We start from the raw sequence: 21,805 nt of genomic DNA on the forward strand, positions 1-21,805 counted from the left end.
TGCCTGAAACGGCGCTCTAAAGGGTAGCGAAGTCATTGATTTAAATAAATTTATATCTGGGGGTTGACGACCTCCCAATCCATCCATAGAATGCGCGCCACTTACAGCGTAAAGCACACAGCGAAACGCAGTAAGTAGTGAATGTTGTACGTGTGTCCCCTTCGTCTAGTGGCCTAGGACACCGCCCTTTCACGGCGGTAACAGGGGTTCGAGTCCCCTAGGGGACGCCAATGCGGGAATAGCTCAGTTGGTAGAGCACGACCTTGCCAAGGTCGGGGTCGCGAGTTCGAGTCTCGTTTCCCGCTCCAATTTTAAACAGCGTTGCTTTCGGGCAGGGCTGAGTGAAACCAGAACCAAATCTTCGGATGCGGATCTGGGCTCCGAAACACACACCATGTGTTCCGGATAGCGTGTCCCCTTCGTCTAGTGGCCTAGGACACCGCCCTTTCACGGCGGTAACAGGGGTTCGAGTCCCCTAGGGGACGCCATTTGCGGGAATAGCTCAGTTGGTAGAGCACGACCTTGCCAAGGTCGGGGTCGCGAGTTCGAGTCTCGTTTCCCGCTCCATTTTTACAAAAACGCCGCTCTCTGAGCGGCGTTTTTGTGTGTGCGTAATTTTGCTCCCGGTTTGAACAAGACACTATAAAAAAGCCCGCCAGTTATGCTGAGCGGGCCTTTTGCGTTGTAAGCGTGGCGAGCGCAGGTTTCAACCTCAAATGCTGAAACCAACCTTGACCTGTTCATGCAGGTGCAGCGCCAGATGGTTGCTGCTGTCGGAAAGCAGGTAAAGGTGATGAACGGCAAGATCAGGCAGCGCCACCCCAGGGATTGTTCGGGTCAAACCAGCCGTCATCCGGCTTTCTTCGATCATCCCCACTGCCAATCCACTCAAGACGCAGGCTTCGACGGCAGGCGAGCTGGCGCTCTCGAGCATGATCCGATAGTAAATGCCGTGTTCTTTCAGTGCGCGAACGGCCGATTCGCGATAGGGGCAGCCGGTCAGTTGCACAGCAATCGGCAGGGGTGATTGCTCAGGGGGCTTGAAATGTTCGGCGACCACCCAAACCGGCTGGATATCACCCAGTCGTTCGCCTTGCTCCAGAGGCTGTGCACTCACCACCAAAGCCAGATCCACTTGCTTGCGGCTGAACATCGCAAAGAGTTCACCGCTGGATCTGGCGTCGACTTCCAGTTCCAACAGCGGATTGTCGGCGATCAGCATGGGTAGAAAATCGCGCATGAATGCCGCCGCATAGGAGTCGGGCAAGCCAAGGCGAATCCTGCCTTGCATGCGTTGCGGCGTCAGTGAGGCCAGCAACCGGTCGTGGCTCTTGAGGAAGTCTGTCGTCTCCGTCAGTAGTTTCTTCCCATACATGGTCAATTCGACGCCCTGGTTATTGCGGTTGAAGAGCTTTTGCCCAACCAGCGCCTCAAGCTTGTGGATCTGAGTGGTGATGGTTGAGGCGCTGCGATGAACATGGTTCGCCGCCTCTTTAAAACTCCTGAAGCGTGCCACCGCGTGAAAGGTGCGCAATAAATCGATATTCAGTCGTTGGCTCATGATTCCACTTTAGTGAAGTACTTGTACATATTATTCAAATTTACAAAAGAATGCTCTCGACCTAGTCTTCGGTCAACCAAGGACGTACGACATTTCGAACAAAAAGGGAGCGTCATGGAAATCAACGATCTGGTTGTCGAGACTTTGAAAAGTGCGCACGGTCTGTCTGGTCGCATATGGACGATTGAAAACGCTGAGAAATATTCAACCTTGTCTGCGAATGTGTCGGACTCCCATCAGCGGATCAGCGAAGAAATCTTCTCACTGATGACCTCGCTCAATACCGAAGGAATGACACGTGCAGATTTGTGTGCGACGCCCAGTGGCTACGGTTCGCTGAACCAGACGCTCCGGGCGGTTGCCGGTGACCTTGTCGCTCTGGTGGGACAAGACCGATTGCACTATGTGGAGTTGGGGCCAGAGCCGGTAAAGACCTCGGTGCTCATCGGCTACCTGCTCGAGAATGGCGTGGAAGCGCAGGACTACACGGCGATTGATATCAACCATGCATCGCAAGCCGTGATGCGTGATGCGCTAGAGCCGTTACTCCCCACCGCGCAAGGCTTCAGCTATCTCGCGAAGGACTTCCGTAATCTGGAGCGCCAGCATATTGAGCGTGGGCAGGACGTGACCCTGATTACGATGCTGGGGTTTCAGGAAGGTAACGAGTTGCCGGGCACCATCGGCGACATCATTCGAAGCATGGGTGGCAAGCGGACCTATGTGCTGTCCGAGATGCAGCTGTCAACGCCTGGGGGCGACGATCATATCCACCGTTTCTATGAGCATGCTTGCATGAGCCGATTTTCCGATTTGATCGGTTTGAAAATGGGCTTCGAGAAGCGTGACAAGCATCGGATTGTCGTTTCCGAAATTGAACATGACGATGATCGATACCGAGTGGCAGCGACTCTTCTACCGGTCAGCGATGGTTGTGAGGAGGGGTATCTGTTGACCAATGTTTGTCTCAAATACACACGCGAACAGTTCATGCGAGTCAGGCAGGAATACGGTGGCTATAAGGTTATCGGCGAATATTGCAGTGGTGATGGGAGCGTGATTTACCAGCTATCAGAATGCTATCTGGCTTGATGATCCCCGTACCGAAGTGAGGCTACGAACATGGCTAGAGAGAGCGATCTTCCTGTATTCGCGCAAGGCGTGGAGCGCATCAAACTGGCGTTGCGGGCATCCTGTTTGCCAGCATCGAAGCGCAAGCGGCCGGAGGCGTTCCTGGATACCCTGAAGGGTTGGGACGACAACTATTTGAACAGCACTTCACCGATGGCAGGCTATGCCAGAAGTCTTGCCGAATTCGGCTATAGCACTTCACCCATCCATGTCGCCTCACCTGACCAATTGACGGCAGTCGCGGAGGTTGGAGGGTTGTTTTCCGAGCAAGGGATGATGGAGTTGCGGCGGGCCTGCTACCAGTTGGAGGCTGCTTCCACCACCAGCAACTGGATCATCTCCAATCGAGCGCGGGCAGCGACCCGGTCTTCAACGTTGATCCGTGGAATGATGAATAGTCGAGCATTCTTGCTGGCAGTTTCCAGGATTGCAGGTGTGCCGCTGGTTCCGCATCCGTTGCTGAATGCTCGTTCGCAGGTCAACTACTTCTATCCACCAGAGACACCAGGCGACCAGGCCCAGATTGGCATGTGGCACACCGACGGCACGAGCTTCGTACTGAATATTTTGTTGTCTGACCCAAGCGAGTACGAAGGTGGGGAGTTTGTCTACTTCGAAGGACCAAGCGAACAATTCGATTCCCATGATTTGGGTGGCCGGCTGCGCAAAAGTCAGGTCAAGGCGTGTGGTGATGCGGTGTACATCCATGGGAGTCGAGTGTTTCACGGTGTGCGCCCAGTGATATCGGGGCGGCGCATGTCGCTGGTGTTGTCGTTCCACTGTCCTTACACCGCCGAAGACGTGAACAAGTTCTGGCATCTGGCATCCGATGATGGAGTTCTGGCCACCGTCAGACCGTGGGTGAGACTTAAGCGGGATCTGTTTGTGCCAGCGTCGGAGCAGTTTCGTCAGTTAGGAATCGAGCCGATTACATTTGCCGAGGTCGCCGCCGGCCACAAGCACCACAACCTCAAGGGATACAAGTAAAGGTGGCCGACAAAAAATTGAGCGCCAGGCCGGTGAAACTGCTGCTGTTGCAGGCTGTGTTTGTACTGTCGTGGAGCTCGGGGTTTATCGGCGCCAAGCTGGGGGCACAAACTGCTGGAGCGTTCAATCTGCTGTTCTGGCGCTTTGTGCTGGTGTCTGTCTGTTTGGCGTTGTTCCTGAATGTCAGGCTGATAAAGATCACTTGGTCTGAAATCAAACATCACGCCGTAATCGGTTTTCTTTCGCAATTTCTGTATCTGAGTTGCGTCTATGTCGCCATCCAGAACGGATTGCCGCCGGGCATCGCTGCAATCATTGCCGCCTTGCAGCCGTTGATGACGGCGGCGCTGTCTTCGGCCAGTGTCACGGAGAAAAGCGGTGGATGGCAGTGGCTGGGATTGATGATCGGCTTTGTCGGGGTGTCGATCGTTATCTCCGGGCAGTACGTGAATACTGGCGCCGAAGTCGGTTTGGTCATGTATTTGTTGCCTTTGGTCTCGGCCTTGGGGCTGACAATGGCGACCCTGTATGAGCGCCGATCCACACTGGTTCAATCCCGGCGCAGTGATCTGAGTGTATCGCTGTTTATCCAGTCGCTTTTCACATTGCTGGGCTTCGGCATGGCGGTGTTCTATACCGACTCTCTGCGGATTCCCAGCGAGCCAGAGGTGCTGATCTCGGTAGTCTGGTTGACCGTGTTCTCTACCTTTGTCGCCTACCTGAGCCTGTGGATGCTGTTGCGTGAGATGACCGCCACGCATGTGGCGGTATTGGTCTATCTGGAACCACCGGTGACCCTGGTCTGGGCGGCCCTGGTATTTGGCGATGTCATCTACGCATCCACCTATGTGGGGATAGCTGTGGTGGTAGCGGGACTGATTCTGGTACGGCTCAAGCAGCCGGCTATTGGATGCACTACTTGAAACTCAGTGCAGTCCCACAACAATCACATCGACAGAATCAAACGCCCGGCGAACAGAATCAGGATCACGCCCATGGTTCGCTCGAACCAGTGGCCCATGCGCATGAACAACAGCCGCACCTTCGCGCTGGAAAAAAACAGCGCGACGATGATGAACCACAGTGCATTCACAAAGCACATCCAGACCCCGTAAAGCGCCTGAATCTTCAGCGGAGTCGAAGCGCTGATCACCGTGGTGAAAATCGCCAGGAAAAATAGCGTGGCCTTGGGGTTGGTGGCATTGGTCAGGAATCCGGTCATGAAGGCTTTGGGCAAGGTCTGGCGTTCCAGTTGCTCCGGCAGGGCATTGCCGCCTTCAACCGCGGTTTTCGCTTTACTGCGCAGCAGGCTGATACCGAGATAGAGGATGTAGGCGCCACCCACCACCTTGGCGACGCTCAGCAGCCAGGGTGTGGTATGCATCAGCGCGCCAACCCCGAGCAAGGTGTAAAGCACATGCACCGATATGCCAGCGCCGATGCCGATGGCCGTGCACAGTCCGACGACTCGACCGTAACGCACGCTCTGGCGGATGGTGACCGCGAAATCCGGCCCGGGGGCGACCACCGCCAGAAAGTGGATCGTCGCCAATGCGAGAAACTCGCCCAGGTAGTTCGAAAGCATTTCAACTCCAGTAAGTAAGGGGCGAAGCGTTGCCCCGATAGCCGACAAAAAAAGACAGGCTCAAACGCTCGTCGGCCACACCCGGGGTAACCGAGTGCATGCGCCGCGAATTGAACATGATGAAGTCACCCGGCTCCGGGCGGAATTGAGCGTCATCGTCCGAAGGGTCAGTCCACGCTGTAGTGAACCGAGAGGGTTCCCTTCCTCTGCGAGAGGGAAGTGATCTTGACCGTGCCCAGTTCCTGCAGGCGCCGTACATGGGTGCCGCCACAGCCGTAAGCGGGCAACTCGCCGAAACCGATTTCCCGGGAGCCTTCGCGCAGGGAAATCAAGCGTGGCAAGTCATCGGCAATCCACTGATTCAAGCCGTTCTGGACGGTCTCGACGTCAAACTCCCGGGGAGTTTCTCCTGGCTTGAAAGACACTCGTCCTTCGCCGGGCCAGTGGTGGGCTTTGATCGGGGTCCAGCCGAAGGTTTCGGCGAAGTGACCGATCAAATGGCCAGCTGAATGCATTCGGCTGTTGAACTGACGGCGTTGTTCATTCACTTGAATCTGGACCATTCCCGGGCTTACCGGATGGCTGACGTAGTGGACGATCCGGTCCGGTTCCTGAGTGACGCGCAGTACCTGACTTTCGCCGATCCAGCCGGTATCAAAGGGTTGCCCACCGCCTTGGGGGTGAAAGAGTGTCGCGCGCAGGACCACTGCACATTCATTCTCGCAGAGCGTGCATTCCAGGACTTCCACGTTGGCTTTGAGGTCATCGCTATGGAAAAAGAGGCGCAGTGTCATATTTTCCATGCCTTGTTGAATTTCTGTTTTTTATTATAGGCAGGGAGGAATTGCGTGATAATCCGTTCAAACATCAATGGACTTTTGCGTTGTGAGCATAAATCTACCGCTGCCCTTATTGGGTGAAATGGCGATTTTCGTCAAGGTTGTCGAAACCGGCAGCTTCTCGGAAGCCGCTCGGCAAATGGGCTCGTCACCTTCTGCGGTGAGTCGCAGCATCTCGCGGCTGGAGAAGGCCCTGGCCACTCGACTGCTGCAACGCACCACCCGCAAGCTGCGGCTCAGTGATGGTGGCGAAGAGGTGTTCAAACGCTGCCAGGAGATGGTCAGTGCGGCCAGGTCCGTGATGGAGATCAGCGGCCAGTACACCGACGAGGCCGAGGGCCTGGTGCGGGTGAGTGTGCCCAAGGCGGTGGGGCGGTTTGTGATTCATCCACATATGCCGGAGTTTTTGCGCCGATATCCCAAAGTCGATGTCGAGCTGCTGCTCGAAGATCGTCAGGTCGACTTGATCGATGACAACGTCGATCTGGCAATCCGCATCACCGATCGACCTCCGGCCGGGCTGGTCGGACGCCAGTTGCTGACCATCGAGCACTTGCTCTGTGCCACGCCGCGGTACCTGGCGGAACACGGCACACCGACTCATCCCCATGATTTGCTCAACCACAGCTGTATTTATCTGGGTGAAACCCCGAGCGACGCGCGCTGGAAATTCAAGAAGGGCACCAAGTCGGTGACCGTGGGCGTGCGTGGACGCTATGCGGCCAATCACACGGGCGTGCGGTTGGGGGCGGTGCTTGAGCATATCGGGATTGGCAGTTTGCCGTACTTCACTGCGCGCCATGCGCTGGAGCAGGGACTGATCGTGCAGGTGCTGCCAGACTGGAGTTTCCTCGCCTCGTATCATGGCGGCGCCTGGTTGTTGCATTCACCGACGCGCTATATGCCGCCGAAGCTGCGGGTACTCATCGACTATCTGGTGGAGTGCCTGGAGAAGGAGCCGACCCTGAGCAAACCTGGAAAGGCGGCTGGCGACAAAGATGTGCGAACGTACGAGCTGCCGGAAAGCGATGGGGGACTCTTCAAGCAATAAACAATAAAAAAGGCCCGCCGGTTTAACCGGGCGGGCCTTTTGCGTTTCCGATCGTGGATCAGTGCTTGCTGTCCTGATTCGACATCGACAGCAGCTGCTTTTCCTGATTCCAGTCGAAGGGTTCGTCGTTTTGTTCGGCTTCATAACGACGATCTTCAAGGGCCTGGTACAGGTCGATCTCATCGTCGGGCATGAAGTGCAGGCAGTCGCCGGCGAAGTACCACAGCAGGTCACGTGGCACCAGGTGGGCAATCTGCGGATATCGGGCGATGACCTGGCAGAGAATGTCCTGGCCCAGGTATTGGCTTTCGATCGGATCGACCGGCAGTAGCAGCATCAGTTCGTCGAAGCGTTCGAGGAACAGCTCGTGGCTTTCTTCCGGAACCTGTTCGGCTTCACCCAAGGCGACCAGGATGCTGCGCAGGTGTGCGAGCAGGGCGAGAGTGTGGTCGAGCATAACGGGAGTCCTCTAGAACTAAAGCAAAACGGGCGCCAGAGTATATAACTCCGGCGCCCGCTTTACATAATTGAACAGCTGTACGGGTTGGCTTAGCGGATTTTGCCCTCGCCGAGCGTCAGTTGCTCCTGGGCAAAATCATCGACATCGATGACTTTGCGCCGCGCCGCTTCTGCCTCGCGTAAAGTCTGGGCTTCACCCGGCTGCAAGACGCCAGCCTCCAACGCGGCGTCGATCACAGATTCCCCGGCAACGGGTTTGAGCTGGCCGCTTTTGAGGGCTAAATGCAGTTTTTTCTGTAGCGGTTGCACGGCACTCAGCAGATTGCAGGCGTGTTGCAGGGCGCCGACCGGATCTTGCGCCGATTGCGGGCGATAACAACCGCCGAGCAGCTCTTCGAGGGTCGGATCGCCTTTGGCGCGACCGATCACCGCGGCCACTTCGGCCCCCAGCTTGTCCGACGGACCTTTGTGCCGACGGCCGAACGGGAACACCACCACCCGCAGCAGACAGCCGAGTACCTTGTTCGGGAAGTTGCTCAGCAGTTCGTCCAGCGCCCGTTCGGATTGACCAAGGCTTTCTTCCATGGCCCAGGCGAACAGCGGATACATATGCTCCGGTGAGTCGAGGTCGTGGTAACGCTTGAGCGCGGCAGAAGCCAGGTACATGTTGCTCAGCACATCACCCAAGCGTGCGGACAGGCGTTCGCGACGTTTCAGTTCGCCGCCCAGCAGCATCATGCTGAGGTCGGCGAGCATGGCGAAGGCGGCTGCCTGGCGGTTGAGGGCACGGAAGTAACCCTGGCTGAGCTTGTCCCCCGGTGCGCGGTCGAAATGCCCGAAGCCCAGGTTCAACACCAGGGTGCTGGCGGCGTTGCTCACGGCAAAACCGATGTGCTTGAGCAGCAAGCCATCGAATTCGATCAGCGCCTGCTGTTTGTCTTCGCGGTCGGCGAGGGCCATTTCCTTGAGTACGAACGGGTGGCAGCGAATCGCCCCCTGGCCGAAGATCATCAGATTGCGCGAGAGAATATTCGCACCTTCCACGGTGATGAAGATGGGTGCACCTTGCCAGCTACGCCCCAGATAGTTGTTCGGGCCCATGATGATGGCCTTGCCGCCATGAATATCCATCGCATGGCTGATGCACTCGCGCCCCCTTTCGGTCAGGTGATACTTGAGAATCGCCGAGAGCACCGAGGGTTTTTCGCCCAGGTCGACCGCGCTGGCGGTGAGCATCCGCGCACTGTCCATCAGCCAGGCATTACCGCCGATTCGCGCCAGTGCTTCCTGAATCCCTTCGAAGGCTGACAGCGGGACGTTGAATTGCTCGCGCACCTGGGCATATTGGCCGCTCACCAGACTGGTGAACTTGGCTGCGCCGGTGCCGACCGCAGGCAGCGAAATCGAGCGCCCGACCGACAGGCAATTCATCAACATCATCCAGCCTTTGCCGAGCATCTCCTGGCCGCCAATGAGGAACTCCAGCGGGACGAAGACATCCTTGCCGGAGTTCGGACCGTTCATGAACGAGGCACCCAGCGGCAGGTGGCGGCGACCGATCTCCACGCCGGGGAGGTCGGTCGGAATCAGCGCGAGGCTGATGCCCAGGTCTTCTTCGTCGCCCAGCAAGTGATCCGGGTCATAGGCCTTGAAAGCCAGGCCGAGCAAGGTGGCCACCGGGCCGAGGGTGATGTAGCGCTTTTCCCAGTTCAGGCGCAGGCCGAGGGTTTCCTGGCCTTCCCATTCACCTTTGCAGATCACCCCGGTGTCGGGCATCGCCCCGGCGTCGGAGCCGGCCAGTGGACCGGTCAATGCAAAGCACGGAATGTCGTCGCCGCGGGCCAGCCGCGGCAGGTAATGGTTGCGTTGTTCGTCGGTGCCGTAATGCAGTAACAGTTCAGCCGGGCCGAGAGAGTTGGGCACCATCACGGTCGAAGCCAGGTCGCCGCTGCGGGTTGCCAGCTTCATCGCTACCTGGGAATGGGCGTAGGCCGAGAAGCCTTTACCACCGAATTCCCGGGGAATGATCAGGGCAAAAAAACCATGCTGCTTGATGTGCTCCCAAGCCGCTGGCGGCAGGTCCATGGACTGGCCGATCTGCCAGTCGCTGACCATGGCGCAGAGCTCTTCGGTAGGGCCATCGATGAACGCCTGTTCCTCTTCGCTCAGTTGCGCTTTCGGATAAGCCAGTAGTTTGTTCCAGTCCGGACGACCGCTGAACAGCTCGCCATCCCACCAGACGGTACCGGCATCAATCGCGTCGCGTTCGGTTTGCGACATGGGCGGCAAGGTTTTCTGAAACCAGCTGAACAGCGGCGCCGTGAAATATTTACGGCGCAGGTCCGGCAGCAACAGAGGCGCGGCCACCGCGGCGAGCAGCACCCAGAAAATCAGTAACAGCCAGCCTGGTGCATGGCTGAAGGCGCCCATCGCCAACAGGTAGACAGCGACCACGCCCAACGCGGGCAGAGGCGCGATGCGACGATGTGCCAACCAGGCAATGCCGACCACCAGAACCAGTATCCACAACAGCAGCATATTCAATCCTCCGTGAAACCAGGGGCAAAACCACCCTCAGAGCTTAGACGGCATCCGTGGAAAGGGTGGTAAGAGCGATGTGTTTGAATTTGTAGGAAACATTGGGTGAAATTTGACGGTTATCGCGACGGCGGACTGTTGAGATCGTCCGCAAACAGCGCGGCAAGCGCTGATATTTGGCCGAAACGTCGTTAACTCTGTGCTGGATGTATCGCTAGACTCGTGGCTTCCCCAGGAGATTTTTCTCATGCACGAGTATCTGAGTCCCGGCCGCTTCATCGATAGTGACCACCCAGCGCTGGTGGAGTTCGCCGAAACCCATCGCGGCAGCAGCCGTGATCCGTTCGAACAGGCAATCAAGCTTTATTACGCGGTACGCGAGAGCGTGCGCTACAACCCCTACACCTTCAGTCGCGACCCGCAGACCTTGCGTGGCAGTTATGCACTGGCGAGTGGTGAAAGCTATTGCGTGCCCAAGGCCACCTTGCTCGCCGGCTGTGCCCGACATTGCGGGATCGCCGCACGAATCGGCCTGGCGGATGTGCGTAATCACCTGTCGACGCCGCGCTTGCTTGCGCTGCTCAGAAGCGATGTATTCGCCATGCACGGCTACACCGAGCTGTATTTGCAGGGCCGTTGGGTCAAGGCTACGCCGGCGTTCAACCAGCAGTTGTGCGAACTGTTCGATGTGGCGCCACTTGAGTTCGACGGGGTCAACGACAGTGTGTTCCACCCGTTCAATCGCCAGGGCGAACAGCTGATGGAGTACCTGGTGGATCACGGGCAGTTCGCCGATGTGCCTGAAGCGTTTTTCTTCGAGCATCTGCAAAAATGCTATCCGCATTTGTTCAGCGATCAACTGCCGGCTTCGCTGGGTGATATGCAGACTGATTTAAGCTGCGCCTGATCCGGCGTAGACTGCCCCGGCATTCATCTATCTAAGGAGTGGTCATGCTGAAGATCTGGGGTCGGAAAAATTCGTCGAATGTCAGGAAGGTACTCTGGTGCGCCGAAGAGCTCGGCCTGAGCTACGAGGCGGTGGATGCGGGCGGCGCTTTCGGGGTGGTCGACACGCCCGAGTACCGGGCGATGAACCCCAACGGCCGAGTCCCGCTTATCGAAGATGACGGGTTCGTACTTTGGGAGTCCAACACCATCGTGCGTTATCTGTGCGCCAGACATGCCGCTGACTCGGTCTGGTATCCGGCGGACCCGCAAACACGTGCCGCTGCCGAAAAGTGGATGGACTGGACCACTTCAACCTTTGCCGACCCCTTCCGTCAGGTGTTCTGGGGCGTATTGCGCACCCCGGCGGATCAACAGGATTGGGTCAGGATTCATGCGGCGCGCGATACCTGTGTCGAGTTGCTATCGATGGTCGATCAGGCGCTGGCCGAGCAGCCGTACCTGTCCGGCGCAGAGGTTGGCTTGGGTGATATTCCCCTCGGCAGCTTCATTTATGCCTGGTTCGAAATGCCCATCGAGCGCCCGCCAATGCCCCATCTGCAAGCCTGGTACGAGCGCCTTCAGCAACGCCCGGCTTATCGTAAAGCAGTCATGACCGCGTTGACTTAATACTGACTATCAATACAGGTGACTGTACTTGTGCGGCGTCGCCAAGCACCATTGGTCTTGTGCGCCGCCGTTGTATTGCGCGCGGTCCGCCCTTATCTCTAACTTTCTTCCCTTCCTGGTGCGTAAATCCGATATGAGTTCCGCTCTGTCCATCCGGCAGCTAACCAAAACCTACGGCAACGGTTTCCAGGCCCTGAGTGGGATCGATCTGGATGTCGCCGAAGGTGATTTTTTCGCCTTGCTCGGCCCCAACGGTGCCGGCAAGTCCACCACCATCGGCATTCTCTCGACCCTGGTGAACAAGACCAGCGGCACGGTGAATATCTTTGGTCATGACCTCGACCGCGAGCCCGCCGCGCTCAAACGTTGCATTGGCGTAGTGCCGCAAGAGTTCAACTTCAACCAGTTCGAAAAGACCTTCGACATCGTCGTGACTCAGGCCGGCTACTACGGCATCCCGCCCAAAGTTGCCAAGGAGCGAGCCGAGCAGTACCTGACTCAGCTCGGACTGTGGGACAAGCGCGATGTGCCGTCGCGTTCGTTGTCCGGCGGCATGAAGCGCCGGTTGATGATCGCCCGGGCGCTGGTGCATGAGCCGCGTCTGCTGATCCTCGACGAACCGACGGCCGGGGTGGATATCGAACTGCGGCGCTCGATGTGGACCTTCCTCACCGAGCTGAACCAGAAAGGCATCACCATCATCCTCACCACCCATTACCTGGAGGAGGCTGAGCAGCTGTGCCGCAACATCGGCATCATCGACCACGGCACCATCGTCGAGAACACGAGCATGCGCCAGTTGCTCAGCCAACTGCATGTCGAGACCTTCCTGCTCGACCTGAAACACGACATGAAGGTCGCACCGCAGCTGATCGGCTATCCGAATCGCCTGGTCGACAACCACACCCTGGAAGTCCAGGTCGATAAAGCGGTGGGCATCACCGCGCTGTTTGGCCAACTGGCGGCGCAGAATATCGAAGTGCTGAGCTTGCGAAATAAAACCAATCGCCTCGAGGAGTTGTTCGTGTCCCTGGTGGAGAAAAATCTGGCGAAGGTGGCGGTATGAGTTCCGAGCTGCAGCCCAACCTCGTTGCACTGAATACCATCGTCTACCGTGAAGTCCGGCGCTTTACCCGGATCTGGCCGCAAACCTTGCTGCCGCCAGCGATCACCATGGTTCTGTATTTTGTGATCTTCGGTAATCTGATCGGTCGGCAGATCGGTGATATGGGCGGCTTCACCTATATGGAGTACATCGTGCCCGGGCTGATCATGATGTCGGTGATCACCAACTCCTACGGCAACGTGGTCTCGAGTTTCTTTGGCAGCAAATTCCAGCGCTCCATCGAAGAACTGATGGTCTCGCCGGTTTCACCGCACACCATTCTGATTGGCTACACATTGGGTGGCGTGTTGCGCGGGCTGATGGTCGGGGTGATCGTGACGCTGCTGTCACTGTTCTTCACCGATCTGCAGGTGCATCACCTGGGCGTGACCATTCTGGTGGTGGTACTGACGGCGACGATCTTCTCGTTGCTGGGTTTCATCAACGCAGTGTTCGCGCGCAACTTCGATGACATCTCGATTATCCCGACCTTCGTGCTGACTCCGCTGACCTACCTGGGCGGGGTGTTCTACTCGATCAGCCTGTTGCCGCCGTTCTGGCAAACGGTATCGCTGGCCAACCCGGTGCTGCATATGGTCAACGCCTTCCGCTACGGCATCCTCGGGGTCTCGGATATCAGGATCAGCGTGGCCATTACTTTCATGCTGGTGGCAACGATAGTGCTGTACGTCGGTTGTACCCGGTTGCTGGTCAGTGGCCGCGGGATGCGCACGTAGGAGCTGAACCTGCGGCAGCTCCTACGTGCGGTTTTTCTTGCGTTTCTTCCATTGCCGGCCGACCCACCAGCGCCAATAGACCATGGTCAGGCAATAGGCGAGGGCGCCCAGCACCAGGCCGGCGACTACCGAGCCGAGCAGGAAGGGTTGCCACAGAGTCGACAACTGCCCGCTGATCCACTCCCAGGTCAACTCGTCAGGCAGGGTTCTGGCGGGCGCGTTCATTAGCCAGGTGCCGATCTGATAGGTGCAAAAGAATACCGGCGGCATGGTGATCGGGTTGGTCAGCCAGACCAGGCTGACGGCAATCGGCAGGTTGCCGCGCACTGAAATGGCCAGAAACGCCGCCAGCAGCATTTGCAACGGAATCGGTATGAACGCGGCAAACAGGCCGACGGCCATCGCCCGTGCCACCGAGTGGCGATTGAGGTGCCAGAGGTTCGGGTCATGCAGCAGCTTGCCGAGAAAGCGTAAGGATTTGTGTTCCCTGATGCTGGTCGGGTCTGGCATGTAGCGTTTGAATAGGCGCCGGGGCATAGGGCTTCTCGGTCGGTTCAGGCGGTCAGTATGCCCGGATTCTGCCGAAGGCAAATTCAGACTTTGTGACAATTAATAAAACGGAGTGCCTGCAGGTCAGCTAATCCAAGAGGGTGATTGCTCAAGGATGGTTGTATGCGCACAGGGATGTTCGCGCTCGCGCTGGGTCTTCTGGCTTTGCGGTTTTTACCGTGGTTGCCGCCGGTCGGGTTGTTGCTGATGCTGCCGGTAGTGGCGCTGATGCTGTTACCGTTTCGCACTTATCCACTGGCTTTTTTTCTGCTCGGTCTGACTTGGGCCTGTTTCTCGGCACAGTGGGCACTCGATGATCGTCTGTCGGCCAGTCTCGACGGCAAAACGCTGTGGCTTGAAGGGCGGGTGACGGGTTTGCCGCAGAACAGCGGTCGGTCCGTGCGCTTCGAGTTGCTGGACGGGCAATCGCGGCGGGGCGCGCTGCCCCGCCGAATGCGCCTGAGCTGGCACGGTGGACCGCCAGTCAACAGCGGCGAACGCTGGCGCCTGGCGGTCAAGCTCAAGCGGCCCCATGGTTTGCTCAATCCCCATGGCAGGGATGACGAAGCCGGCTTGCTGGCCAGGCGGATCGGTGCCACTGGATCGGTCAAGGACGGTCAATTGCTGGTTCCGGCGCAGTGGGCGTGGCGGGACCGAATCCGCCAGCGCTTGCTGAGTGTCGACGCCAACGGCCGCGCCGGTGCCCTGGCCGCACTGGTGCTGGGCGATGGTTCCGGCCTGACCACGCAGGATTGGCGCGTGCTGCAGGATACCGGCACGGTGCACTTGCTGGTCATTTCCGGTCAGCACATCGGTTTGCTGGCCGGCTTGATCTACGCCTTGGTCGCCGCTCTGGCACGTTACGGTTGCTGGCCCGGTAATAGGCCCTGGCTACCCTGGGCGTGCGGTCTGGCATTTTCAGCGGCGCTCGGCTATGGCCTGTTGGCCGGTTTTCAGGTTCCGGTGCAACGGGCCTGTGTGATGCTCGGCCTGGTATTGCTCTGGCGGTTGCGCTTTCGCCACTTGGGGGCCTGGTGGCCGCTGCTGTTGGCACTGAACGGGGTGTTGATTCTGGAACCCCTGGCCAGCCTGCAGCCGGGGTTCTGGCTGTCCTTCGCCGCGGTGGCGGTACTGATTTTTACCTTCAGTGGTCGACTGGGCGCCTGGCAGTGGTGGCAGGCCTGGAGTCGTGCCCAGTGGCTGATCGCTATCGGTTTGTTGCCAATGCTGCTGGTGCTTGGCCTGCCCGTGAGCCTCAGTGGGCCGCTGGTCAATCTGCTGGCAGTGCCCTGGATCAGTCTCGCGGTATTACCTCTGGCCTTGCTCGGCACCGCTTTGCTACCGGTGCCGTATCTCGGGGAAGGGCTGTTGTGGGTAGCCGGTGGCCTACTCGACGGTTTGTTCCAGGTTCTGGGCCTGATGGCCGCGGGTCTGCCGGCCTGGGTCCCGCAGGCGTTGCCGGTCTGGGCATGGGCGCTGAGTGCATTGGGATCGATACTGCTGCTGTTGCCCAAGGGCGTACCGCTGCGACTGCTGGGTTGGCCGATGCTGTTGCTGGCAGTTTTCGCGCCAGGGGAAAAGGTGCCGGCGGGCGAGGTGGAGGTCTGGCAACTGGATGTTGGTCAGGGTCTCGCCTACATCCTGCGAACCAGACACCACGCGATGCTTTACGACGCCGGTCCGCGTTTTGCCGAGCATGACCTGGGAGCGCGAGTGGTATTGCCGACCTTGCGCAAACTGGGTATCCGCGAGCTGGATCTGCTGCTGATCAGCCATGCCCATGCCGACCATGCCGGTGGCGCCGTGGCGGTGCGGCGTGGGTTGCCGGTCAAACGGGTGCTCAGTGGCGAACCGGGTGACCTGTCTGGAGTGCTGCAGGCCGAGCCTTGTGTGACTGGCGAAAACTGGGAATGGGACGGGGTGAAATTTTCCCTCTGGCAATGGTCGGCCGCCGGAGACAGCAACCAGCATTCCTGCGTGTTGTGGGTCGAGGCCAGGGGCGAACGCCTGTTGCTGGCGGGAGACATCGATGCCCGCGCCGAACGGGCGCTGCTCAAGAGTCCCCTGGCGCAACCGGTGGATTGGCTGCAGGCGCCGCATCACGGCAGTCGCAGCTCGTCGTCCCGGGAGTTTCTCGAGGTGTTGCGGCCCAAGGCTTCGTTGATCTCCCGGGGGCTCGGCAACAGTTTCGGCCATCCGCACCCCGAGGTGCTGCAACGTTACCGCGAGTTGGGCATTCAGGCCTATGACAGCGTGGAACAAGGCGCGCTGCGTTTGCAGCTCGGGGCTTTCGAGGAGCCCCGGGGATTACGCGACCAACGGCGCTTCTGGCGTGAGGCACCGCCCTGGAACAGGTAAAGGGGGCAGGGCGCATGCGACATACCGTACTTCGGTGAGTCGACCCCCTATGGTAGAGTGACGCACTTTTTCGAGGGGACTGTCACTGTGTGGGAATTGGTCAAATCCGGCGGCTGGATGATGTTGCCGATCATTCTGAGTTCCATCGCGGCCCTGGCCATCATTGCCGAGCGCCTGTGGACCCTGCGGGCCAGCCGCGTCACCCCGGATCATTTGCTCGGACAGGTCTGGGTCTGGATCAAGGACAAGCAACTCAATAAGGACAAACTCAAGGAACTGCGCGCCAACTCCCCTTTGGGCGAGATCATGGCCGCGGGCCTGGCCAACTCCAAACATGGCCGCGAGATCATGAAAGAGTGCATCGAAGAAGCCGCCGCGCGGGTGATTCATGAACTCGAACGCTACCTCAGCGCACTGGGCACCATCGCTGCCATGGCGCCGTTGCTGGGGCTGCTGGGTACGGTATTGGGCATGATCGATATCTTCAGCGCATTCATGGGCTCGGGAATGAGCACCAACGCCGCGGTGTTGGCCGGTGGTATCTCTAAAGCGCTGATCACCACGGCCGCAGGCTTGATGGTGGGTATTCCAGCGGTGTTCTTCCACCGTTTTCTGCAGCGCCGGGTCGATGAACTGGTAGTGGGCATGGAGCAGGAAGCGATCAAACTGGTCGAGGTGATACAAGGCGACCGTGACGTGGATCTGGTCGAGGGCAAAAAAGCGTGAAATTCCGCCGCAAACCGCGGGAGACGATCGATATCAACCTCGCGTCGCTGATTGACGTGGTGTTTATCCTGCTGCTGTTTTTTGTCGTCACCACCACCTTTACCCGTGAAACCCAGTTGCGCGTCGAACTGCCGGAAGCAGTCAGCGGCTCGCCGGCCGAGGATCAGCAAGCCAAGCACCTGGACATCGCCATCAGCGCCGACGGGGTGTTCAGCCTGAACAATCAGCTGCTACCGAAAAGTGACCTGGCCAGCCTGATGGAGGCCTTGCAGAAGGAGTCCGCGGGCGATACCACATTGCCACTGTCGATCAGCGCTGACGGCAAGGCCCGGCACCAGGCCGTAATCATAGCGATGGATGCGGCTGGCAAGCTCGGTTTCAGTCACCTGCGCATGACCACCGTCGAGGCGGCGCCGACTCCCTGATGGCACTTTCCGATCGTTTGCTCGCCGCCTGGTATGCCGGCCATCCTGCGTTGACGGTATTGCAGCCGCTGGAATGGCTGTATCGGCGCGTGGTGAGGCGCAAGCGTGCGCGCTTTCTGGCCGGTGAAGGTGAGATCTACCAGCCGCCGGTGCCATTGGTGGTGGTCGGCAATATCACCGTGGGCGGTACTGGCAAGACTCCGCTGATTCTCTGGTTGATCGAGCACTGCCAGCGCAGTGGTCTGCGGGTGGGCGTGGTCAGCCGCGGTTATGGCGCCAGGCCACCGCACCTGCCGTGGCGGGTCGAGGCCGAGCAAGCGGCTGAAGTCGCCGGTGACGAACCGCTGTTGATTGTCCAGCGCAGCGGCGCGCCGCTGATGATCGACCCGGATCGCAGCCGCGCCGTGCAGGCGCTGTTGGCCAGCGAGCCGCTGGACCTGATCCTTTCTGATGACGGCATGCAGCATTACCGCATGGCCCGCGACCTTGAGCTGGTGCTGATTGATGCGGCCCGCGGCCTGGGCAACCGGCGCTGTTTGCCGGCGGGACCCTTGCGCGAACCGATCGAGCGCCTGCAGAGCGTCGATGCCGTGCTTTATAACGGCGCCCCGGCCGATCGCGACGACGGCTTTGCCTTCCAGCTCAAACCGACGGCCCTGGTCAATCTGCTGACCGGCGAACGTCGCTCGCTGGACCACTTCTCCCCCGGGCAAGCGATGCACGCGGTGGCCGGCATCGGCAACCCGCAACGTTTCTTCGACACGCTCGAAACGCTACACTGGCAGCCAGTCCCGCATGCTTTTGCCGACCACGCCGAGTACAACGTGCAGGCCTTGACCTTCATGCCGCCATTGCCGCTGGTCATGACCGAGAAAGATGCGGTCAAGTGCCGTGGGTTCGCGGCAACCGACTGGTGGTACCTGGCAGTCGACGCAGTGCCGTCCGCGGCCTTCGTGGCCTGGTTCGATACGCAGTTGATGCGCTTGTTGCCGGATCGTCTTTTGCCTTAACGCTTTTATCCAGGGAATTTTCATGGACACCAAATTGCTCGACATCCTTGCCTGCCCGGTCTGTAAAGGTCCGCTGAAGCTCAGTGCCGATAAAACCGAGCTGATCAGCAAGGGTGCCGGTCTGGCTTACCCGATTCGTGATGGCATTCCAGTGATGCTCGAAAGCGAAGCCCGCACCCTCAGCACCGACGAGCGACTGGACAAATGACCACAGCCTTCACCGTCGTCATCCCGTCCCGTTTCGCCTCCACCCGCCTGCCCGGCAAACCGCTGCAGATGATCGCCGGCAAGCCGATGATCCAGCATGTCTGGGAGCAAGCCTGTAAAAGCAGCGCCCAGCGAGTCGTAGTAGCCACCGACGATGCGCGCATTGTCGAAGCCTGCAAGGCGTTCGGCGCCGAAGTGGTGCTGACCCGCGAGGATCACAACTCCGGTACCGATCGCTTGGCCGAAGTCGCCACGCAATTGGGCCTGGCCGCCGATGCCATAGTGGTCAACGTGCAGGGTGACGAGCCGATGATTCCACCGGCGCTGATCGATCAGGTCGCAGCCAATCTGGCAGCGCACCCCGAAGCGCGCATGTCGACCCTGGCCGAGCCGATCGAAGACGTTGAAACCCTGTTCAATACCAATGTGGTCAAAGTGGTCAGCGACCTCAATGGCCTGGCGCTGACCTTCAGTCGCGCCACGTTGCCCTGGGCCCGGGACGACTTCGCCAGGAGCCGCGAGCAATTGCCGGCCGGCGTGCCGTATCGCCGACATATCGGGATCTACGCCTACCGCGCCGGTTTCCTGCATGACTTCGTCAGTTGGGGTCCGTGCTGGCTGGAAAACACCGAGTGCCTGGAACAGTTACGCGCACTTTGGCACGGCGTGCGGATTCACGTCGACGATGCAGTGCAAGCGCCGCCGGCGGGTGTCGATACCGCTGAAGACCTCGAGCGCGTTCGGCGCCTGCTGGAGGCTTGATGCGGGTTCTGTTTGTCTGCCTGGGCAACATTTGTCGTTCGCCTACGGCAGAAGGCGTGTTACGCCACAAATTGCGTGAGGCGGGGTTGGCGGATCAGGTGGAAGTCGCTTCCGCCGGCACCGGCGAATGGCATGTCGGCAAGGCGCCGGACAAGCGCAGTCAGGCCGCGGCCAGGTTGCGTGGCTACGATTTGTCTGCCCAGCGTGCCCGGCAAGTGAGCCGCGCCGACTTCGCCACCTACGACCTGATTCTGGCGATGGACCAGAGCAACCTGCGCAACCTCCAGGCCCTGCAACCGTCCAAGGGCAAGGCTGAGCTGGACCTGTTCCTGCGTCGCTATGAATCGATGGTGGATGAAGTGCCGGATCCTTATTACGACGGCGATCAGGGTTTCGAGCAAGTGCTCGATTTGATCGAGCGCGCTAGCGATAGGTTGGTGCTCGAATTGAAGGGACGGTTATGAGCTTGCAACTGCAACCCCAGGTTTCTCTCAAACCGTTCAACACCTTTGGCGTTGATGTCCGTGCGCAGCTGTTTGCCCAGGCGCACAGCGATGCCGATGTCCGCGAAGCGCTGGCGTATGCGACTGAGCAAGGATTGCCGCTACTGGTGATTGGCGGTGGCAGCAACCTGTTGCTCACCGCTGATATCCCGGCGTTGGTGCTGCGCATGGCCACCCGCGGCATCCGTCTGTTGAGTGACGACGGCAGCCAGGTGGTGGTTGAGGCCGAGGCCGGGGAAACCTGGCACCCGTTCGTGCAATGGACCCTGGAGCAGGGACTTTCGGGTCTGGAGAATCTCAGCCTGATCCCTGGCACCGTGGGCGCTGCGCCGATGCAGAACATCGGCGCCTACGGTGTCGAGATCAAGGACGTGTTCGCCGGTTTGACCGCGCTGGACCGCCAGACTGGCGAGTTGCGGGATTTCAGCCTGCAAGAGTGCGACTTTGCCTACCGCGACAGTTTGTTCAAGCACGAGGCCGGGCGTTGGTTGATTCTGCGGGTGCGTTTTGCCTTGAGTCGGGCCGAGCATCTGCACCTGGAATACGGCCCGGTCCGTCAACGCTTGACTGAGCAAGGCATCAGTCATCCGACTGCCAGTGATGTCAGCCAGGCCATTTGCAGCATTCGCAACGAAAAACTGCCTGATCCGGCAGTGCTCGGTAATGCCGGGAGTTTTTTCAAGAATCCGTTGGTAGCGGCGGCGTTGGTTGCGGAGCTTAAAACCGAGTACCCCGACCTGGTGGCTTATCCACAGGCTGACGGACAAATGAAACTGGCTGCCGGCTGGTTGATCGAGCGCGCTGGCTGGAAGGGCTTTCGTGAGGCGGACGCCGGTGTACATCGGCTACAGGCGCTAGTGCTGGTCAATTATGGCGCGGCGACCGGGCTGGAGCTGTTGCACCTGGCGCAACGAATCCAGAAAGACATTGCCGAGCGCTTTAAGGTCCAGCTGGAGATGGAGCCCAATCAGTATTGAGCTAAGCTAAAAGCATGAATTCAGAGCCCTGCAAACCTTCCCTGGTGGCAGGGCTTTTTTGTTAATGCCGGAAATCTGTGTACTGGCGAGGTGCTGCTCAGTGCCGTGGGCGAGGAGGGTGTATGAACGAACCGATTGGCGTGATCGTGCTCGCCGCCGGGCAGGGCAGTCGTTTTCGCCAGGTCGCCGGGGCGCAGAAGGACAAGCTATTGACCGACTGCACCGGCCGCGATGGCGGCGTGCGGTCGGTGATCGAGCAGGTCTTGGTCAATCTGCCGGCCAGCCTTGAGAAGCGCCTGTTGGTGACTACTGAGGATCGCCCGCAAGTGATTCGCATGGCCAAGGCCTATGGCTGCGAGATCGTGCTGCTGGAATCGACCGGCATGGGAGACAGCATTGCCGCCGCGATGGCTGCTTGTCCGCAGCTCAGTGGCTGGCTGGTGATGCTGGGGGATATGCCGTTTATCCTGCCTTCGACTATCGAACAAGTGTTGGCGAAGATCGAAGACGATTGCATCGTTGTGCCGGTGCACCAAGGGGAATACGGGCATCCGGTCGGGTTCGGGCGTTCGTTTGGTCCGGTGTTGATGGGGTTGTCTGGCGATCAGGGGGCCAGGTTTCTGTTTGCCTCGGCCAGGGTGGTAGAAATTCCGCTGGAGGACCCTGGGGTGTTGTGGGATGTGGATGTGCCAGAGAAATTGGTCTTTCAATAACCGCGCA

Annotated in this window: 23 protein-coding genes, 4 tRNA genes and 1 pseudogene; 21 read left to right on the top strand and 7 right to left on the bottom strand. The window is 59.1% G+C overall.

Going from position 1 to position 21,805, the window contains the following annotated elements; genetic code table 11:
• Positions 1-154 precede the first annotated feature (154 nt).
• From F8N85_RS26105 to F8N85_RS26120, 4 genes are all read left to right on the top strand, one after another.
• Positions 155-230, top strand: a tRNA-Glu gene (locus F8N85_RS26105).
• A 2-nt stretch (positions 231-232) separates the two neighbouring features.
• Positions 233-308 (top strand) — tRNA-Gly (locus F8N85_RS26110).
• A gap of 104 nt (positions 309-412) precedes the next feature.
• Positions 413-488 (top strand) — tRNA-Glu (locus F8N85_RS26115).
• Between the two features lie 3 nt (positions 489-491).
• Positions 492-567 (top strand) — tRNA-Gly (locus F8N85_RS26120).
• Positions 568-712: 145 nt separating this feature from the next.
• Here the strand turns inward: F8N85_RS26120 and F8N85_RS26125 are convergent.
• Entirely contained in the window at positions 713-1,561 is an 849-nt protein-coding gene (locus tag F8N85_RS26125; RefSeq protein WP_150806398.1) for a LysR family transcriptional regulator, read from the bottom strand.
• Positions 1,562-1,675: 114 nt separating this feature from the next.
• On the opposite strand from F8N85_RS26125, the gene F8N85_RS26130 reads away from it, so the two are divergent.
• From F8N85_RS26130 to F8N85_RS26140, 3 genes are read left to right on the top strand one after another with little or no spacing between them, the layout of a single operon-like run.
• A complete protein-coding gene (locus F8N85_RS26130) occupies positions 1,676-2,653 on the top strand; it encodes a hypothetical protein (protein ID WP_150806399.1) in 978 nt (325 codons plus the stop codon).
• 30 nt (positions 2,654-2,683) lie between these two features.
• Positions 2,684-3,679 (top strand): 2OG-Fe(II) oxygenase, encoded by a 996-nt coding sequence (locus F8N85_RS26135; RefSeq protein WP_150806400.1) that lies wholly within the window; start codon positions 2,684-2,686, stop codon positions 3,677-3,679.
• Positions 3,680-3,681: 2 nt separating this feature from the next.
• Complete coding sequence (locus F8N85_RS26140) at positions 3,682-4,602, top strand: DMT family transporter (protein WP_412072510.1); 921 nt, start codon at positions 3,682-3,684, stop codon at positions 4,600-4,602.
• 23 nt (positions 4,603-4,625) lie between these two features.
• Here F8N85_RS26140 and F8N85_RS26145 read toward each other — a convergent pair whose 3' ends face one another.
• From F8N85_RS26145 to F8N85_RS26155, 3 genes and pseudogenes are all read right to left on the bottom strand, one after another.
• Complete coding sequence (locus tag F8N85_RS26145) at positions 4,626-5,264, bottom strand: LysE family translocator (protein ID WP_150806401.1); 639 nt, start codon at positions 5,262-5,264, stop codon at positions 4,626-4,628.
• Position 5,265: 1 nt separating this feature from the next.
• Positions 5,266-5,412 (bottom strand): annotated as a pseudogene (locus tag F8N85_RS26150) (2OG-Fe(II) oxygenase); the annotation flags it as partial.
• 19 nt (positions 5,413-5,431) lie between these two features.
• Positions 5,432-6,058 (bottom strand): alanyl-tRNA editing protein, encoded by a 627-nt coding sequence (locus tag F8N85_RS26155; RefSeq protein ID WP_150806402.1) that lies wholly within the window; start codon positions 6,056-6,058, stop codon positions 5,432-5,434.
• 91 nt (positions 6,059-6,149) lie between these two features.
• Between F8N85_RS26155 and F8N85_RS26160 the strand changes: the two genes are divergently transcribed.
• A complete protein-coding gene (locus F8N85_RS26160; RefSeq protein WP_150806403.1) occupies positions 6,150-7,154 on the top strand; it encodes a LysR family transcriptional regulator in 1,005 nt (334 codons plus the stop codon).
• 58 nt (positions 7,155-7,212) lie between these two features.
• On the opposite strand, the gene F8N85_RS26165 is transcribed toward F8N85_RS26160, so the two are convergent.
• Together F8N85_RS26165 and F8N85_RS26170 are read right to left on the bottom strand one after the other, a co-directional pair.
• Complete coding sequence (locus F8N85_RS26165; protein WP_150806404.1) at positions 7,213-7,611, bottom strand: PA2817 family protein; 399 nt, start codon at positions 7,609-7,611, stop codon at positions 7,213-7,215.
• 92 nt (positions 7,612-7,703) lie between these two features.
• Positions 7,704-10,151 carry an acyl-CoA dehydrogenase gene (locus tag F8N85_RS26170; RefSeq protein ID WP_150806405.1) on the bottom strand — a complete coding sequence of 816 codons (2,448 nt, stop codon included), beginning with the start codon at positions 10,149-10,151 and terminating at the stop codon, positions 7,704-7,706.
• 247 nt (positions 10,152-10,398) lie between these two features.
• Between F8N85_RS26170 and F8N85_RS26175 the strand changes: the two genes are divergently transcribed.
• From F8N85_RS26175 to F8N85_RS26190, 4 genes are all read left to right on the top strand, one after another.
• Positions 10,399-11,058, top strand: a complete 660-nt coding sequence (locus F8N85_RS26175; protein ID WP_150806406.1) for a transglutaminase-like domain-containing protein — start codon at positions 10,399-10,401, stop codon at positions 11,056-11,058.
• A gap of 44 nt (positions 11,059-11,102) precedes the next feature.
• Positions 11,103-11,726 carry a glutathione S-transferase family protein gene (locus F8N85_RS26180; protein WP_150806407.1) on the top strand — a complete coding sequence of 208 codons (624 nt, stop codon included), beginning with the start codon at positions 11,103-11,105 and terminating at the stop codon, positions 11,724-11,726.
• Between the two features lie 133 nt (positions 11,727-11,859).
• Entirely contained in the window at positions 11,860-12,792 is a 933-nt protein-coding gene (locus F8N85_RS26185) for an ABC transporter ATP-binding protein (RefSeq protein WP_150806408.1), read from the top strand.
• Positions 12,789-13,568 (top strand): ABC transporter permease, encoded by a 780-nt coding sequence (locus F8N85_RS26190; RefSeq protein WP_150806409.1) that lies wholly within the window; start codon positions 12,789-12,791, stop codon positions 13,566-13,568. Before F8N85_RS26185 ends, F8N85_RS26190 begins: the two co-directional genes overlap by 4 nt.
• A 21-nt stretch (positions 13,569-13,589) precedes the next feature.
• Here F8N85_RS26190 and F8N85_RS26195 read toward each other — a convergent pair whose 3' ends face one another.
• The gene (locus F8N85_RS26195) at positions 13,590-14,105 is read right to left on the bottom strand and encodes a DUF2062 domain-containing protein (protein WP_150806410.1); all 516 of its coding nucleotides are present in this window, start codon (positions 14,103-14,105) and stop codon (positions 13,590-13,592) included.
• A gap of 135 nt (positions 14,106-14,240) precedes the next feature.
• On the opposite strand from F8N85_RS26195, the gene F8N85_RS26200 reads away from it, so the two are divergent.
• From F8N85_RS26200 to F8N85_RS26240, 9 genes are all read left to right on the top strand, one after another.
• Positions 14,241-16,475, top strand: a complete 2,235-nt coding sequence (locus tag F8N85_RS26200) for a DNA internalization-related competence protein ComEC/Rec2 (RefSeq protein ID WP_150806411.1) — start codon at positions 14,241-14,243, stop codon at positions 16,473-16,475.
• 87 nt (positions 16,476-16,562) lie between these two features.
• Positions 16,563-17,201: a MotA/TolQ/ExbB proton channel family protein gene (locus tag F8N85_RS26205; RefSeq protein ID WP_191636266.1), complete on the top strand. Its 639-nt coding sequence runs from the start codon at positions 16,563-16,565 to the stop codon at positions 17,199-17,201.
• A complete protein-coding gene (locus tag F8N85_RS26210) occupies positions 17,198-17,626 on the top strand; it encodes an ExbD/TolR family protein (RefSeq protein WP_150806413.1) in 429 nt (142 codons plus the stop codon). The genes F8N85_RS26205 and F8N85_RS26210 overlap by 4 nt, the downstream gene beginning before the upstream one ends.
• Positions 17,626-18,636, top strand: coding sequence for a tetraacyldisaccharide 4'-kinase (gene lpxK, locus F8N85_RS26215; RefSeq protein ID WP_150806414.1), 1,011 nt, complete (start codon positions 17,626-17,628; stop codon positions 18,634-18,636). The genes F8N85_RS26210 and lpxK overlap by 1 nt, the downstream gene beginning before the upstream one ends.
• 22 nt (positions 18,637-18,658) lie before the next feature.
• The gene (locus tag F8N85_RS26220) at positions 18,659-18,844 is read left to right on the top strand and encodes a Trm112 family protein (RefSeq protein WP_042728811.1); all 186 of its coding nucleotides are present in this window, start codon (positions 18,659-18,661) and stop codon (positions 18,842-18,844) included.
• The gene (kdsB, locus tag F8N85_RS26225; protein ID WP_150806415.1) at positions 18,841-19,605 is read left to right on the top strand and encodes a 3-deoxy-manno-octulosonate cytidylyltransferase; all 765 of its coding nucleotides are present in this window, start codon (positions 18,841-18,843) and stop codon (positions 19,603-19,605) included. Before F8N85_RS26220 ends, kdsB begins: the two co-directional genes overlap by 4 nt.
• Positions 19,605-20,069: a low molecular weight protein-tyrosine-phosphatase gene (locus F8N85_RS26230; protein ID WP_150806416.1), complete on the top strand. Its 465-nt coding sequence runs from the start codon at positions 19,605-19,607 to the stop codon at positions 20,067-20,069. The genes kdsB and F8N85_RS26230 overlap by 1 nt, the downstream gene beginning before the upstream one ends.
• The gene (murB, locus tag F8N85_RS26235) at positions 20,066-21,085 is read left to right on the top strand and encodes a UDP-N-acetylmuramate dehydrogenase (RefSeq protein WP_150806417.1); all 1,020 of its coding nucleotides are present in this window, start codon (positions 20,066-20,068) and stop codon (positions 21,083-21,085) included. The genes F8N85_RS26230 and murB overlap by 4 nt, the downstream gene beginning before the upstream one ends.
• A 122-nt stretch (positions 21,086-21,207) precedes the next feature.
• Positions 21,208-21,798 (top strand): NTP transferase domain-containing protein, encoded by a 591-nt coding sequence (locus tag F8N85_RS26240; RefSeq protein WP_150806418.1) that lies wholly within the window; start codon positions 21,208-21,210, stop codon positions 21,796-21,798.
• The last annotated feature ends 7 nt before the right edge of the window (positions 21,799-21,805 follow it).

It is taken from the genome of Pseudomonas fluorescens, from assembly GCF_902497875.1.
GTDB lineage: Bacteria > Pseudomonadota > Gammaproteobacteria > Pseudomonadales > Pseudomonadaceae > Aquipseudomonas > Aquipseudomonas fluorescens_BR.